Annotated in this window: 12 protein-coding genes and 1 pseudogene; all 13 read left to right on the forward strand. The window is 44.4% G+C overall.

The features are described from left to right. Positions 1 to 64: 64 nt before the first annotated feature. The 13 genes and pseudogenes from J7J00_RS01160 (at position 65) to J7J00_RS01215 (ending at position 17,017) form a co-directional block, all read left to right on the forward strand. The gene (locus J7J00_RS01160) at positions 65 to 1,630 is read left to right on the forward strand and encodes a glutathione ABC transporter substrate-binding protein (protein ID WP_214786753.1); all 1,566 of its coding nucleotides are present in this window, start codon (positions 65 to 67) and stop codon (positions 1,628 to 1,630) included. A 164-nt stretch (positions 1,631 to 1,794) separates the two neighbouring features. Beyond that, positions 1,795 to 3,042, forward strand: coding sequence for an amidohydrolase family protein (locus J7J00_RS01165; RefSeq protein WP_214786755.1), 1,248 nt, complete (start codon positions 1,795 to 1,797; stop codon positions 3,040 to 3,042). Positions 3,043 to 3,066: 24 nt separating this feature from the next. After that, positions 3,067 to 4,317 carry an amidohydrolase family protein gene (locus J7J00_RS01170; RefSeq protein WP_214786757.1) on the forward strand — a complete coding sequence of 417 codons (1,251 nt, stop codon included), beginning with the start codon at positions 3,067 to 3,069 and terminating at the stop codon, positions 4,315 to 4,317. 28 nt (positions 4,318 to 4,345) lie between these two features. Then, positions 4,346 to 5,593 (forward strand): amidohydrolase, encoded by a 1,248-nt coding sequence (locus J7J00_RS01175; protein WP_214786759.1) that lies wholly within the window; start codon positions 4,346 to 4,348, stop codon positions 5,591 to 5,593. 458 nt (positions 5,594 to 6,051) lie between these two features. Next, entirely contained in the window at positions 6,052 to 7,347 is a 1,296-nt protein-coding gene (locus J7J00_RS01180) for a uracil/xanthine transporter (protein ID WP_214786761.1), read from the forward strand. 291 nt (positions 7,348 to 7,638) lie between these two features. Further along, positions 7,639 to 7,899, forward strand: coding sequence for a heterocycloanthracin/sonorensin family bacteriocin (locus J7J00_RS01185; RefSeq protein ID WP_214786763.1), 261 nt, complete (start codon positions 7,639 to 7,641; stop codon positions 7,897 to 7,899). 152 nt (positions 7,900 to 8,051) lie between these two features. Beyond that, positions 8,052 to 10,001 carry a putative thiazole-containing bacteriocin maturation protein gene (locus J7J00_RS01190; RefSeq protein ID WP_214786765.1) on the forward strand — a complete coding sequence of 650 codons (1,950 nt, stop codon included), beginning with the start codon at positions 8,052 to 8,054 and terminating at the stop codon, positions 9,999 to 10,001. Further along, a complete protein-coding gene (locus J7J00_RS01195; RefSeq protein WP_214786767.1) occupies positions 9,998 to 11,941 on the forward strand; it encodes a TOMM precursor leader peptide-binding protein in 1,944 nt (647 codons plus the stop codon). The genes J7J00_RS01190 and J7J00_RS01195 overlap by 4 nt, the downstream gene beginning before the upstream one ends. A 23-nt stretch (positions 11,942 to 11,964) precedes the next feature. After that, complete coding sequence (locus J7J00_RS01200) at positions 11,965 to 13,530, forward strand: SagB family peptide dehydrogenase (RefSeq protein WP_214786769.1); 1,566 nt, start codon at positions 11,965 to 11,967, stop codon at positions 13,528 to 13,530. Positions 13,531 to 13,736: 206 nt separating this feature from the next. Next, complete coding sequence (gene pdxR, locus J7J00_RS01205) at positions 13,737 to 15,167, forward strand: MocR-like pyridoxine biosynthesis transcription factor PdxR (protein WP_214786771.1); 1,431 nt, start codon at positions 13,737 to 13,739, stop codon at positions 15,165 to 15,167. A gap of 269 nt (positions 15,168 to 15,436) precedes the next feature. Beyond that, positions 15,437 to 15,628: pseudogene (locus J7J00_RS27820) on the forward strand (transposase); the annotation flags it as partial. 445 nt (positions 15,629 to 16,073) lie between these two features. Then, a complete protein-coding gene (locus tag J7J00_RS01210) occupies positions 16,074 to 16,268 on the forward strand; it encodes a M48 family metalloprotease (protein WP_098373426.1) in 195 nt (64 codons plus the stop codon). A gap of 299 nt (positions 16,269 to 16,567) precedes the next feature. Beyond that, positions 16,568 to 17,017, forward strand: coding sequence for a YfmQ family protein (locus tag J7J00_RS01215; protein WP_214786773.1), 450 nt, complete (start codon positions 16,568 to 16,570; stop codon positions 17,015 to 17,017). The last annotated feature ends 6 nt before the right edge of the window (positions 17,018 to 17,023 follow it).

Consider the following 17,023-nt stretch of genomic DNA (forward strand, 5'->3'; position numbering starts at 1 on the left):
GTAGTCAGAATATTTCCTATAATTAGATAAATGTTCGAAAAATGAAATTGGGAGGTAGAAGACCATGGGGTTAAAACGTGGGACAGGTAAGCTTTTTCTAGTCATGATCATGGCTATCATCATTACGGGCTGTTCTTCTAACAATGACGTAAACACAACGGCAAGTGATCCGAACCGGGCATCAAACGAAGGGGGGACATTGGTCATTGCCCGCTTATCCGACGCTGAGAATTTGGATCAGCAGTTCATGTCCACGATTAACGCCGCTAGCGTCACTCACCATAAAGTCTATGAAGGTCTTGTACAACGGGATGAGAATAGTGAGATACAGCCAATGCTAGCAGAAAAATGGAAGCAAATAAATGACACGACCTGGGAATTCAAGCTTAGGGAAGATGTAAAGTTTCATGATGGCACGCCATTTAATGCAGACGCAGTAAAAAAGACGTTTGATCGACTATTAGATCCGAAGGTCGCTTCTCCCAGGGCGGTAGTGTTCGAAATGGTAAAAGAGGTGAAACCGGTTGATGAATTTACCGTGCAATTCATTTTAAAGGAGCCATTTTCCCCTCTCCTTTCCATATTGGCGAATCACGAAGGCGGAATCATCAGTCCGAAAACGATTGAAAAGTATGGCAAAAAGATTATCCAGGAACCGAATGGAACCGGTCCTTTCGTTTTTGATTCATGGTCCCCTGGCCAGGAAATCACATTGACGAAAAACGACAGCTATTGGGGAGATGAGCCAAAAGTGGATAAGGTCATCTTCAAGGTCGTCCCGGAAGACTCCACGAGGATATCGATGATTGAAACCGGTGAAGCGCAAATCGCAGAGCCTCTTCCTGTAGCTGTCATGGACCAGGTCGAATCTTCACCGGCAATGGATGTTTACCGCAGTGAAGGGTATGGTACCGAATATTTAGGATTCAATGTCAATAAAGAACCGTTCAATGATGTAAGGGTCCGTAAAGCCATCGCCCATGCCATAGAAATGGACTCGATCATCAAGGGTGTCTTTAATAATGTGGGAGTGAAGGCGAACTCCTTGATGGGCTCTAAAGTATTCGGTTACAACGAAGATCTCGAAGCCTATGATTACAACCTGAAGGAAGCGAAGAAACTGATGGCCGAAGCTGGATATTCAGAAGGCTTGGATGCAACCATCCTGACAATGGACAGTAAAGAAAGAGTTAACTTGGCCGAGGTCCTGCAATCCCAACTAAAAGGTATCGGGATCAATTTGAAGGTACAGGTGATGGAGTACGGTTCGTTCGTGGAACAAGTGAATAAAGGGCAATCGGAAATGTTCATCATCAGTTGGAGAAACGCGACAGGGGATGCCGATTATAATCAATATAATCTATTTCATACGGAATCACAGGGAGCGGCAGGAAATACATTCTTTTACAGCAATGAAAAGGTTGATCGTTTAATAGATGCCGCCAGGAAGGAAAAAGAAGAAGGGAAACGCAAAGAACTGTACGCAGAGGCACAGGAAATCGAGATGGGTGACACCCCGTATATTCCTGTAAGGGTCATTGAAAATGTTGCTGCAGTCGCTAAAGAAGTAAAAGGATTTTCAATCAGCCCTTCAGGCTATCTGGAAATAAATGACGTAACGATAAAGTGATGAGGAAATAAGAAGAAAGGTTCATCCATTTGGGTGAGCCTTTTTCTTTGGCACAATAAGTAAAAATAACATAAAAACGAGTAAAAATTCTGAAATTATTTGTTGATTTTTAAAACTATAATGTAAGTGATGCATATTCAATCTGGAGTGGAAGGGTGAGTTTAATGTCTCAATCGTATTGGTTGACGAATGTACGCTTGGAAAATGGTTTTACTTATAATGAAAATGAAACGATCACCGGCACTGAAACCGGAAATTACCACATCAAGATTGAAAATGGAAAAATATCCTCGATTTTATTAGCGAAGGAATCGATAACGGATCAGGATCCACAGCATGATGTTCACGGTCTCCTGATGGTCCCCTCGTTTAAGGAAATGCATATCCACATTGATAAAACCTATTATGGCGGTCCGTGGAAGGCTTGCATGCCTGCCATTAATGGCGTGAAAACCCGGATAGAAGAAGAGCAGGTCTTACTGCCAGAATTATTGCCTACCGCTAAAGTAAGAGCGGAAAAAATGCTAGATTTATTATTGGACTTCGGATCTACCCATATACGCACACATTGCAACATTGACCCCGTTATAGGTCTGAAAAACTTGGAAGCCACCATTCAGGCATTGGAAGGATATAAGGATAAATTGACATATGAAATCGTCGCATTCCCACAGCATGGACTATTACGCAGCAATTCCGTCGGTTTGATAAGGGAGGCCATGAAGAATGGCGCGAATCTGGTAGGCGGTGTGGATCCCGCAACGATTGATGAAAATATAGAGCGGTCACTTGAAACGATCATGGATATCGCGGTTGAAAATAATTCCGATATCGATGTCCATTTACATGATCCGGATCACCTTGGACTCTTCACGATGCAGCGCCTCGCTTCACTAACGGAAGACGCAGGCTGGCAAGGAAGGGTCACGGTTAGCCACGCAAGCGGTTTGGCAGATCTTTCAATCCCGGAGGCAACGGACATAGCCGAAAGGTTTTCGGAAACAGGAATTTCCATTACATCCACAGTGCCGATCTTCAGAACGATTCCCATCCCCCTGCTTCATGAAAAAGGGGTGAAAGTCGAATTGGGTAATGACAGCATCACTGATCATTGGACACCCTTTGGCATCGGGGACAATCTGGAAAAGGCTGGTCGGCTTGCCGAGAGGTTTCGCATGATTGAGGAACGTTCCTTAGCGCAAAGCCTGCAATTCATAACAGGAGGGAAGACCCCATTAAACCAAGACGGGGTCAAGGCATGGCCTAATGTCGGGGATGAGGCGAATATCGTGTTGCTTGAAGCCAGTTGTTCTGCGGAAGCGGTGGCTAGAAGGGCAAAGCGTGCCGCTGTCATCTTCAGGGGCAATGTTGTTAGCGGATCTATTTCATCTTTTGAGACGACAGGTGTTTAATCTTCTATTAAAGAGAGTGATTTGATGAATGAAGCATACTGGCTTACAAACGTTACACTTGATAGTGGATTTGTCTTTGAGAATGAACGAATTGATAGGACGAAGACAGCTGCATACAACATGTATATAAAAAATGGGATCATAAAGGAATTGCAATTGGCTTCAAGTATGCCTTTGAAAACGGATGATCCTGTTCACGACGCGGGAAAGCTGCTTGCACTTCCTCCTTTCAAGGAGATGCATAATCATCTTGACAAGACTTATTTAGGACTGCCCTGGAAATCATGCATTCCGGTTCCGAATTTAATCGAACGCTTAAAGTTAGAAGCAAAAGAGCTTGCTGAACTGGCTGAAACCGGTCGGCTCCGGGCTGAACGGATGCTTCAACTATTGTTAAGCGGCGGGGCGACGCATGTAAGGACGCATGTTAACATCGATCCATACATCGGTATGAAGAACTTGGAAGAGATTCAAAGCGCATTATATCGTTTCAAAGGGAAAATGACATACGAGATCGTGGCTTTCCCACAGCATGGACTGCTAAGAACGAATTCAAAAGGGTTGATGAGACAAGCGATGAAAGAAGGGGCGTCTTTGGTGGGCGGCCTGGATCCTGGCGGCGTGGATAATAATATAGAAGCTTCCCTATTTGAAATGGTCGATTTGGCCGTTGAATTTGATGCAGATATTGATATTCATATACATGATCCCGGTCATTTAGGTTTATATACGATCAAGAAACTGGCTTCTTTGATCGATGAAGCAGGGTGGAAAAACAGAGCGGCCATCAGTCATGCTTTTGCGCTTGGTGATGTTTCAATAGGAGAATCAAATGAACTGGCCAGTGAATTATCAAACCTGGGTGTAGCCATCATGTCTACAGTTCCAATCAACAGGGTCATTCCCCCGATTGATTCACTGCATGAAAAAGGTGTCCATGTTGCTCTCGGATGCGATGGCTTTTATGACTCCTGGTCCCCGTTCGGTACAGGAGATATGCTGGAAAAGGCTGGCCGATTGGCCGAGAGGTACAACTGGAAGGACGAGTATGCATTGTCTCAATCGCTCCAATTCATTACGGGAGGGGTCAAGACACTGGACCCTGAAGGAAATCGTTTATGGCCGCAAGTGGGAAATGACGCAAGTATGGTTTTTGTGGATGCATCATGTGCTGCCGAGGCGGTTGCCAGGAGATCGAAACGTGCTGCGGTTATGGTCAATGGAAATCTGGTTTACGGCGGACTCGATCGCGAATCTGCCTTGAAGTCGAATTGAAGGTCTATTTCAAGAAGGGATGAAGATCATGAACACAATCTATTGGTTAAAGAATGTTCGTTTGGAATGTGGTTACCGGAAAGAGAATGAAAGAGTTACAGGAACGATGACCGGGCTATTTCATCTGTTGATGGAGGATGGAAAGATCACGAAGATTGTCAAAGATGGGGAAGCCATACATGAAGATTTGCCCGTGGAAGATGCAAAAGGATTGCTGGCGTTACCATCCTTCATCGAAAAGCATGTTCATCTTGATAAGACACTGATGGGGGATGTTTGGAGAGCGTGCACTCCTTCTTCAAGTGTCATTGAACGCTTTGAAAATGAGAAGAGGGTTTTGCCGTCCATTGCAACAAGCACATGTAAACGTGCTGAATCTTTACTGGAAATCCTTTTAGCTTCTGGCTCTGCACATGTACGGACTCATGTTGATATTTATCCGGGAGTGGGATTGCAAAACTTAGAACAGGTACAACAGGCGCTTGCTGGCTATTCTCATAGACTCAGTTCAGAAATCGTCGCATTTGCGCAGCACGGATTATTGCGGTCCGGTTCCGTCAAGCTTGTCAGGGAGGCATTGCGAAACGGTGCAGGAATCGTCGGGGCGGTCGATCCAGCCACAGTCGATAACAATATTGAAGCATCGCTGGTTCAATTGATGGATTTAGCAGTGGAAGCGAACGCTGATGTAGACTTGCATTTGCATGATCCAGGCCATCTGGGCACGTTCACCATGAAACGTTTGGCAGCTCTGACCAAGCAAGCGGGCTGGGAAGGCAGGGTAGCATTAAGCCATGCTTTCGGTATCGGGGACGTATCCAGGGAAGAAGCCTATGATTTGGCTGATATTCTTAGGGATGCGGGGATTTCCATCGTCACCAGTGTCCCTATTAACAGGCAGATGCCCCCTGTTGATTTATTACATGAAAGAGGGGTTGAAGTATCAGTAGGAAATGATAATATCTTTGATGTATGGTCCCCTCTTGGGAATGGTGACATCTTGGAGAGAGCAGGAAGGTTAGCAGAACGTTTCAAATGGATTGATGAAGTCTCGCTTTCCCGAGCACTCGGGTATATAACCGGCGGAAAAACCCCGTTGGACGAAAAGGGTAACCAGGTATGGCCGAAAGCGGGAGATGCCGCAAGTCTGGTGTTAGTTGACGCAAGCTGTTCTGCAGAGGCAGTTGCCAGGCGTTCTGAACGTAAAGCGGTCATTTACAAAGGAAACTTGGTTTCCGGTTCACTATATAAACAAAAGCAGTCAATTGAACGGTAAGACTAAACGAAAAAGGATTTCTGGATACTTCCGGATTTCCTTTTTCGTTTTGGTTATGGAACGGCTTCCGATTCCATGTACTTTTACTTACTTATGTTATATGCTGTGGAAGTGATTTTTTTCTATATTGGTTAAGGACTTCCTCCCATGTCATTATCGATATTCCACCGAAATATTTTTAACGGACTGGCTTCTGCTTGTCCATTTGCCTTGCAGCCTTAGTCAAGCAAACAAATTAGCAGGGAGCCGCAGTCTTTGTTACTATTAATGGTAACGTTATCATTTCGCATGCGTCTGCAAAGGTCATCTGACATAGATCATGTGTCCAGCAATGGCAGCAGACCATCCTGTAACCGCGTTTATTAGCATGGTACTTTCCTATCGCCTTTTTCAAGGGAAGGGCAATTGAAATTCACCATGAGCTTCAAAAAGTATCATGTTCAAAGGAGATGGAATCTATGAAAAGCTGGAGATCTTCTGTGACTCTATTTTCTTCTTTTCAATGGTTGTTTTTTATTTTTGCAAATACGGTAGTAGTGCCCATATCGATTGGCGCAGCTTTTGATCTTCCTCCCAATGTTACGGAAATGACCATGAGAAGCTCGCTCATTTTCACCGGGATCGCTTGCGTGTTTCAGGGGTGGAAGGGGCATAAGTATCCACTTATGGAAGGTCACTCCGGTCTATTGTGGGGAGTAATGTTGAATTTAGGGTTATCAGCACCATCCATAGGGCTCGGTTATGCTGAGATAGGAGGGGGAATTGCTACTGGCCTTATAGCAGCTGGTGTCGTGACCCTCATTATTGCTGCCTTCAACCTGATTTCTTATGTCCAGAAGATTTTCACCCCAATGGTCATGACGGTTTATTTATTCCTTCTGACGTTCCAGCTCATCTTTGTCTTTTTCAAGGGGATGCTGGGGATTACGGAGAATGGGGAAATTAACATCCCGGTCAGTTTCCTATCAGTGGGTATTGTACTTTTAGTAAGCATATTAAAGATAAAAGGACCAAGGACCATAAGCAATTTCTCCATATTGATCGGGATTATGGTGGAATGGGTTTTTTACGAGCTGCTATTTCCGGAGGCAGGGGGAGAAATGGGATCGACGGGTGCCGCTTTTTCATTTTTCCCATTAGGTGCTCCAAATCTGGAATTCGGGATAATAGCGATATCCTTTTTTGCAGGATTACTTAATTTGTGCAACACGTTCGCTTCCATTCAAGCCGCATCGGAATTAATCGGTGATAAAGCTGAACACAAGCAGTATCGAAATTCTTTATTCATGACTGGCGGTTTTACCATTTTCGCCCCGTTGCTTGGACTTGTTCCGTATACACCTTTTACTTCATCCATCGGATTTTTACAGAGCACTCAAATCTATGAGCGGAGGCCCTTCTTACTTGGAGGCATGTTATTAACCATAATTGGGCTCATTCCTCCTTTCATCTCTTTCCTGGCCACCATGCCGATAACAGTCGGGAATGCAGTATTGTTCGTTGCTTACCTTCAGCTGTTCGGTACGGCTTTCAACAGCGTCAAGGGTCAGCATTTCACTTCAGACACGATATTCAGGCTTGCCGTACCAGTATTGATTGGAGTGAGCTTGATGAACATCCTGCCTAATGCATTTTCGAACGTTCCCACGCTTTTACAGCCATTTTTGACGAATGGGCTCATAATGGGCGTATTGATATCAATCGTGCTGGAAAAATCGGTGAACTGGAATCGTTATGAACAGCTGCAGAACTAATATGACTTCGAAAGTAATGGCTATACATAAAGGATCCTCCTATTGAAATAAGGAAAACAAGAAAACCAGAAGGGTGTTAACCTTCTGGTTTTCTGTTTTTTCAGTGATCATTCAGGTATTCATCGTAAACGGTCATTGCTGAAATTAGGCGCTATAATCAGTGGCAATACCCACTCCCCTGACATATTTTGTTGGAGGAAGTATTTGACGTGGTGTTAATTCCCTGACCATTTCGTTCAGATTTCCTGTTCTAAGCACTACCTTATAAATAATAAACGGAGGTTATATAAAATGTATGAATTTCAAAATCAATTGCAAAACCTGAATGTCGATGATTTCCAGGTAACTCAGCCAATTCCTTGGGATCAAAACCAGTACAATCTGGATGATTCGTCCCGGCAATTCATTGGTGTGGGCGGCTTTGGTTGTTTTGGCTGTTTCTTGTGCTTTGGCTGCTTTGGTTGCGGCGGTCGCTGTGGTGGATGCGGACGCTGTGGCGGATGCGGACGCTGCGGAGGGTGCGGCGGTCGTTGCGGACGTTGCGGCGGTTAAGGTTTCAGGTCTTATAAAGAAAAGTCCCTGCGTTGCTGCAGGGACTTTTCTTTATAGAATTAGACATAAGGGACAAATTGTCGTACATAGGATTAAAGTGAAGTGCTGTGCTAAAAGCAGTACTTAGAATGCATCGGGTTAGGAGGAGCGGAATGGTGAATTTGACCCCTTCTATGCGTTTGAAAGTGAAGAGAGATACGTTTTTTCTTCCGGAACCGAATAGAGGTGTGTATTTCAGGAATAACATAAGTTCGTTCCGTATGGAGGGCAGCTCGATCGTCCAGTGGATTGAAAAGCTATTACCGATGTTCAACGGGAACCATACATTAAGCGAGTTGACGGATGGATTGCCTGGCTCATACCGGAACAGGGTGATGGAAATTGCCGAGGTTTTGTACGGTAATGGGTTTGTACGGGATGTAAGTCAGGACAGTCCCCATCAATTAAGGAATCAAGTACTTGAAAGGTATGCTTCACAAATCGAGTTCCTGGAAAGCTGCGGCGATTCCGGGGCTTACCGTTTTGAAACTTATCGAAAGAAAAAGGCGTTGGCTATAGGCTCTGGCCCATTGTTCCTTTCGTTGGTGTCCTCGCTGATTGAATCCGGATTGCCCGCATTCCATATCTTCATTACGGACACGGTACCGACCAATAGAAAAAGATTGAAGGAAATCGTGGCGCATGCGCGTAAGACAGACGACGAGGTTTCCATAGGGGAGGTCGTGCTTGAAAAGGGAGAAGAGATTGAATGGCAGGAGGTCGTGCGGCCTTTTGACTCAATTTTATATGTGTCACAAGAGGGTGATATAGAGGAGTTAAGAGAACTTCATTCGGTTTGCAGGCAAGGGAAAAAAATCCTGTTTCCTGCATTGATCATCAATCAAGTAGGCATGGCTGGTCCGCTTGTCCATCCGGATTCCAAGGGGTGTTGGGAGTCAGCTTGGCATCGCTTACATCAAGCTGAGCTGGAAAAGAATCAGGCACGATCTCCCTTTTCTGCCACAGCCGGAGCGATGTTGGCCAATATAATGGTATTCGAATGGTTTAAAGACGCTACAGGCGTTACGACAGCAGAACAAGCCAATCATTTTTATCTGTTGGATATGGATACAATGGAGGGAAAATGGCATCCGTTCATTCCCCACCCGGGAGTGACGGGAAAAGGGACTGCTGCATGGATTGAAGATTTTGATCAGCGGCTCGAACAGAAAGCGGACCCGAGTGAGCCGGGGAAGGTGTTTATGTATTTCAGCCGGTTGACATCCTCGGAATCCGGGATCTTTCATCGTTGGGATGAGGGAGATTTAAAACAGCTGCCGTTGGCCCAATGCCGAGTTCAGGTTGTTGATCCGCTGTCGTCCGGTCCGGCCGAACTGCTGCCAGAAATTATCCGTTCAGATCTGACGCATGAGGAAGCGAGAACGGAATCCGGTCTTTCAGGAGTTGAAGCATATGTATCCCGAACACTCAGCCAGCTCATTCCGACTCTTACACCGCTTCAGGGGGCAGACGATATAAAGGAATCGGTTTGTGTCGGAGCAGGGGAAACATTTGCTGAATGTGTTTGCCGTGGACTGCAAAGCTGTTTGGATAAAGAGTTTGACAATAAGCGGTTCAATCAGGAGAAACTCGTGTCGGTGCAGTTGGCTCAAGTGGAAGATGAACGCTGCAGGTATTATCTACAAGCGCTGACCCGGCTGCAAGGAGAACCGATCATCGCGTTGGGTGAGGAAGTGTCCGGTTTCCCGGTAGTTTGGGCAGGAACGAGCGACGGCTGGTCCGGAGCTGTCGGTTTGAATGTAACAATCGCATTACGGAATGCCTTGCAAAAGGCCGTCATGAAAGTCCAAAACCAGACCGTTTGCTTAACAGCTCCAGGTATAGTGGCATCGCCTGTTCTTGAGGAAGAAAAGATGCCCCTGAATCTTGTGATTCCTTCATGCGAGGTGAAAGGGAATGCTGAACTAGTACAGTCGGCCATTCAAGTTTTAAAGAAGAACAGTAAGCGAATCTGTGTTTTCGAATTAAATCTGGAACCTTTCTTGAAGGAAGAAATGGCAGGCGTGTTTGGGGTGTTTTTGCGAGAGGAGGAATCAGGGTGAAAACTGACGTATTGGTTGTCGGGGAAGGAGTGTTGGCCGACCATGTTTTTGAAGACCTGTCCGGCCAATATCAGGTGAATCGCCAAACCGATTTCGAGGCAGGAATACCGCAAACGACGGCTATGGTCCTTCTGCTGCAAGATGCCTGGAATCCAGCTGTCCATTTAAAGGCGGAAGAGGTGATAAGGCAAGCGGGCATTCCATGGCTGCGGGGGTTCGTATCATTTGGAGAGGGAGTGATAGGTCCGTTGGTGCGCCCGGATGTTCCTGGCTGCTCACAGTGTGCGGACCAAAGGCATCTCATGGCCGGGCGTGATCGAAAAGAAATGTGGGAAATCCGCAAACAGCTGGAGGGAAATGGGGGGATAGATCGTGACTCGGCTGCATCACGCACAGGCCTTTTACAGATGGCCCACTTGATTTGTGCAGAGGTAAGGAAGGCGATGAAAGGAGAATGCGCCCGTTCGGAAGGGTGTGTATCAATCATCAACTTGAAAACGCTGAATGGCTCGTGGCACTCATTTTTACCAGATCCATTGTGTCCGGTTTGCTCAACATTACCTGATGACTCGAAGGAGCGTGCTAGGATTTCGTTGCAGCCAAGTCCGAAAATCAGTCCCGACAGTTACCGTACCCGTTCAATGGAAGAGCTGAATGAAGTTCTGGTCAAGGATTACTTGGACCATCGCACAGGTTTCTTGAATAATAAAATGATAGACCTTGTGCCGCCATTTGCTGATGTAAGTGTTAATTTGCCTTTATTCATAGGAGATGAGGGAGCGGCAGGCCGTACTCTCTCATATGCGGTCAGTGAGATGACTGCCATATTGGAGGGATTGGAAAGGTATTGCGGTATGGAGCCCCGCGGTAAACGGACAGTCATACATGACAGTTACAACAACCTTAAAGATATTGCGCTCGATCCCATCAGGATAGGGGTACACTCGAAAGAAAATTATGCACAGCGGGATTTCCCGTTTCAACCGTTTAATCCTGACCGCTCGATAGATTGGGTGTGGGGCCACTCATTTTTGCAAGAGCGGCCGATCTTGGTCCCGGAATTGCTTTCCTATTACAGCTTGGGCTGCGGTCATGGGTTTGTCTATGAAACTTCCAATGGCTGTGCTTTAGGGGGAAGTTTGGAGGAGGCCATTTTCTACGGCATCATGGAAGTGGTCGAACGTGATTCGTTTCTTCTGACCTGGTATGCGCAGCTGCCCCTCACACGCCTTGACCCATATTCTGCAAATGACAAAGAACTTGAGCTGATGATTGACAGGGCGAGGGCGGCAGCGGGGTATGATATCTATTTGTTTAATTCGACTATGGAACATGGTATCCCGAGCGTATGGGCGTTGGCAAAAAACAGGAAACAAAAAGGATTGAATATCATATGTGCGGCAGGGGCCCATCTGGACCCGATCCGGGCCGTGAAAAGCGCGGTCTTCGAGTTGGCTGGCATGATGCTGACACTTGACGATAAATTGGAAGAGAATCAGGATGAGGTTGAGAAAATGCTGCATGATTCTTCACTTGTACGGAAAATGGATGATCATGGCATGCTGTACGGTTTACCGCAAGCCGAAGAGCGACTGCAGTTTCTGCTGGATGATGATCGCCCAATGCGAACATTCGCTGAAGAATACGGGGAAAAGGTGAACCATCCGGACTTGACGGAAGATTTGCAGGAAATCCTTCAGGAGTTTCGCCGATTGCAACTCGAGGTGATTGTGGTGGATCAGACGACACCGGAAATTGCGCGGAATGGATTACATTGCGTGAAAGTGATGATACCGGGGATGCTGCCGATGACATTCGGCCATCATCTTACCCGAATAACGGGGCTTGAGAGAATACTGAGGGTTCCGATGGAACTTGGATATGCTGAACGGCCGCTTGAATTCGAACAGCTCAATCCGCATCCGCATCCTTTTCCATAAGCGGTGATTTAGGAGGTTTGAGGATGAATCTAGAGGCATTTTTGCACAATTTGCATTTTGATATCGAAAAGGCAAGTCCGCCGGATTGGGAAGTGGATTGGGATGATGCACCGCTGACGTATAAGCTTTACCGTGACTTGCCTGTTTTTCCGCTATCACTGGAGGTGCCGCTGACGCTAGAGGGGTGCGGCGGGCCTTCAAAACAGGACCTCAAAGGAATCGGTCATTTCCTCTGGTATGCATATGGCCTGACCCAAGTCAGTCAGGTAAAGAGTTCCTCGGAATCTGAGGAACTCATGCAGTCATTCCGGCGTTTTCCGCCATCAGGGGGAGCTTTGTATCCAAGCGAATTGTACGTGTACTTGAAGATGGAGGGATTACCTGCTGGTGTATACCATTATGATGCGGCACACCACCGGCTGGTTTTGCTGCGGGAAGGGAATTTTGATTCATATATAACAAAAGCTCTTGGTGAAAACTTTGATATGTCCGCATGCTTTGGCACGGTTTTTATATCGACGATGTTTTGGAAAAACTTCTACAAATATAATAACTTTTCATACCGTCTGCAAGGTCTTGATGCAGGTGTGCTTCTTGGACAGTTGCTCGAAGTGGCGAAACGGTTTGGAATCGCCGCTGGGGTGTGCTTCCAATTCCTTGATCGGGCCATCAATCATCTGCTCGGGCTTTCGGAAGGGGAAGAGAGCACGTATGCGGTGATCCCCTTATCGGCAGAACCTTCTTTTAGATTTAGAGAAGAAAGGAGTATGGACCGGCCTGTCACCTCAACGGAATTATTGCCGGAATTGACGGATATTCAGCCTGAACACTATGTTCGGTCGCAAAGAATCAGGGAATTTCCGATGCTGACTAAAATGAATGCAGCATCCATGATCGAATCCACCCAATCATTCCGGCGGATCAATCCGAAGAATGGGGCGAAATCTGAAGGACATATTGTAGCTCTTCCTATCGTGAAGCGGCTGTCCTATGACTTGGCATCAGTTTGCCGGAAGCGATTTTCACCTGAAATGGACTTCGTACTCGGAAAAGTCAGTCAATGGCAACTGGCTGCTCTCCTGCAGGAGGCAACCGCTTCGTTCTCCTATCGAAATGACTTGGATGGAAAAAACGAGAACAACGAAAATCGCGTTTCAATATATGCATGTTTGTATAATGTGGAAGACATTCAAGATGGTGCATACCATTACGACAGCACGACACATTCATTACAACAGATACAATCAGGAGATCAGCGGCTCCGATTGCAATACGGAATGTCCCTCGATATCATGAATTTTCAGCAAGTGCCGATTTGCATACATGTAGTTGGTGAGCGGGACCATTCCAAAACGCAACTTGGATATAGAGGATACCGCATCAAGCAAATGGAGGCGGGGATGCTCGTTCAGAAATTACTGCTAGCTTCGTCAGCCCTCGGAATGAACGGGCACCCGCTGCTCGGCTTTGATGTGAATATGTGTGATGAACTTTACAGGATAGGCGGTCAGAGGAAAACGAGCCTGATCCAAATCCCGATCGGATACTATCGGGATCGCCCTTGGCTGAAGGGGAGTCTGCATAGTTGAAAAAGATGAAACGAAAGCCTCCATTTCATTTAAGGAATGGGGGCTTTCGTTTTTATTTTGTAGTACAGCTTTTATCCTAAAAGTGCAATAATCTCGGCTGAAGATTATACTAAAAATAAAAGGTTTTACTGCTTTTGGGAATGAATAAGTATATAAAGTTAATATTTTAGTACGCTTTTAACTAAACATTTTAAAGGATGTAGCTTATGGAATGGAAAACTGACAGAAAATCCAAGAAGCCTTTATATAAACAAATAGCGGCTTACATCGAGAGTGGCATTGCTGATGGAACATTTTTATTGGAAAAGCCGCTACCGTCTGAACGCTTCTTGGCAAGTGAACTGGGAGTTAACAGAAGCACAGTTGTTAAGGCTTATGATGAATTGGAAGCAAATGGACTTGTTGAACGAATAAAAGGAAGCGGAACGATGGTCAGCAAGGATATTTGGGGAATTACACGAAAACGTATACCTAGTTGGAATAGATATATCGAAGCGGGTTCTTTTTTGCCCAATATGCCAGTAACCCAAAGAATACGTAAAGAGACGGAAGGGCATAACCTTATTAACTTAGCTAGCGGGGAGCTTTCAGAAGACTTATTTCCAGTCCAATCCTTACGTGAAATCATTTCTAATAGGTCCTTCATTGGTAGTTTGGGTTATGATCACCCTCAAGGAAATGCGGTTTTAAGGGATACGATAACCAAACATGTTAAACAGTATAGGAGAATTGATACGCATCCATCTTCCATACTCATTACTTCTGGTGCACAGCAAGCCCTTCATCTGGTAGTCCAGTGCTTGTTAAAGCCAGGAGATGCCGTTGTTTTGGAAGATCCATCATATAGTTACAACCTTCCCATCTTTCAATCCGCGGGGCTAAGGATTTTTCCTTTACCAGTTGATAAAGATGGCATCAACCCGGAGGATTTACTGGAACTCCATAAAAAACATCGGATCAGGATGATTTTTTTGAACCCTGTATTTCAAAATCCTACAGGAACTGTCCTTCATATCAACCGTCGTAAAAGGATTCTGGAACTTTCATCTGAATATGGAATACCGGTCATAGAAGACGATCCTTATAGTTTAACTTCCTTTGCCGGTGAAGAAATTTCCACTCTTAAATCGATGGACAACAACGGAAATGTTTTATATATAAGCTCTTTGTCAAAAATTGTTGCTTCCGGATTAAGAATTGGGTGGATTATAGGACCGAAACCAGTTATAGAGAGACTATCTGATGCTAAGCAGCAGGTTGACTTCGGCCATGGCTCATTCACTCAATGGATAGCAAATGATTTTTTGGATTCAGAGTATTTTCCTGCCCATATTGCCTACTTAAGGGGGCAACTGGAAAAAAGAAGGGATGCAATAGTTTCGAGTCTTCAACAATTCCTGCATAAAGAAGTTGAGTATTATTCGCCAAATGGTGGAATTCATTTGTGGTGTAAGCTGAAAGTGCCATTGAACGAGATAAAGTTACTGGAGGAATCCATCAAAAGGGGAGTCATATACGTTCCCGGTTCAACATTAGGTACAAATAAGGAATATGTACGCTTTACTTTTGCAAGGGAAAATGAGGCTTCCATTCACGAAGGCATCAAAAGGTTTGCAGAGGCTGTAAAAAGTTTATAATGATATTCTCAGACTGTAGACAAACTAGATGAAAATCGAGTTTGTCTACAGTCTTTTTAGCGGTTAGTGCAATTTGATCGTTTGATTTCCCCTTAAGGCACTCGCTTTCCGCGGGCGGTCCGGGAGCCTCCTCGACGAGGTCTCCCCTGGCCACGCTTTCCCGTTCACCCTCCGTTCCAATCAACTTAGTTTTAACTTTTAGATAGAACTCCTTTGCTTAAAGTCTTTATTGTTTTAAAACAGTCTTAATAAAACCTGAGGAGATGAGGATGCTTTCTAAACATGATTCTATTCAGTGTGATCAACTTGAAATGATTACTTTAGATCAGCTGGTGCCTGAGAACCATTTGGTTCGTAAAATTGGGACTGCCATTGACTGCACTTTCATTTATGATTTGGCGAAAGATATATATTCAGAGATAGGACGCCCAAGTATTGATCCAGTTATATTAGTCAAAGTTAGTAAGTACAGAGCACGTATTCGTCGATTCCACACATGTTAATCTCTTAACTATAGGCTAAAATTCAAAGGGAATTTCAAAAGGGGTCGGTATTTTTTAAAACCGAACCACTATTGTCTTTTTCGAGGAGGGCAAGTTAGTCTTTAGTTCTTGAAATATATCTTAGTCATTTCTACAGTGGCGCTTTTACTTTTCTATGTATAAACGAAAGAATTCAGCAAGTGGATGGTGTAAATTTCACTTGATTGGATGGTCCTAAAATTGGTTGTTCTTTTATTATAGAGAAGTAGGGTTTTCTAATATATTTACGAAGAGCGATCTACCTGGACCATTTAATTTTGATATGCCAATTAGGAACGATTTTTTATGAAGTTACACTACGAAATACGATGGAATAATTTGAAATGGTTCAGAAATAGATAATAATATGGGGAGGCGTTGAATCATGACGATAAGCGTAATATTAGTAGTAGCCATTAGTTTAGTTGCCCTGGTTGGCACCCTTTCGTTAGCGGGGAAGAGTGATAGTGATTATTCTGCAGCAACGAGAGGGAATTTGTTGAACCTTAGTTATATTTATATTGGTCTTGCCCTAATATTAACTGTGGGCATCATTTACTTCGTAATAAAATTAGCCTAAGATATCACGTGAATGATTATTATAATAGCATATCAAAAAGCATAGAAATATAGGCTTACTTGTATAAAGCTCATGTTTTGTACGAGTGATTTACAAGGCATACTCTATTTGTGGCAAAATGTGAATTTGTTCACATATGTGGCGAAAATGTGAACGAAAAGAATCTAATTGATACGTGGAAAAATCACCATTGTAAGCTGAGTGAACAAGAAACATGTTAATAGAACGGTCACTTCAAAGAAAAACTGACCGCCTCTTTCAATTAAACATTAATTATAACGTAGCGGAGATGATGAAATATGACAGTGCCTGTATTGATTTTGACAATTATCTTAAGTTTACTTAAATTATTAGTTACCTGCCTTCCAACCGATGCAGTGAATTGGATTCTGAGTAAATTTAAAATACATTCAGAAATTAGTGGCGCGAATGCAATCGTAACCTTTGATGGAAAACGTTTGGAAGGTGAAGACAAAATTCAAGTAATTAATTATTTTAACGAAGCTAAGTTTTTGAAAAAAATTCATATATTCCCAGGGAACGAGCAATTGTTTTTACATCCAGAGAACAGTGGGATTCCAATAATGATTGATACTAAAAGAGGAAAAAACGATGTTCGATTATTTGTGTACATTTACAACGACCATGTGGATGTAGTCAAACAGTACAAGAATAAAGTAGTTGCGTATAGTCTTCTTTCCGAAGTCCTCCAAGAACGTTCCATGCCAGTAATAAGGAATTTAGTTTAATACGAA

Source organism: Bacillus sp. ISL-4, from assembly GCF_018613275.1.
Classification (GTDB): domain Bacteria; phylum Bacillota; class Bacilli; order Bacillales; family DSM-1321; genus Peribacillus; species Peribacillus simplex_E.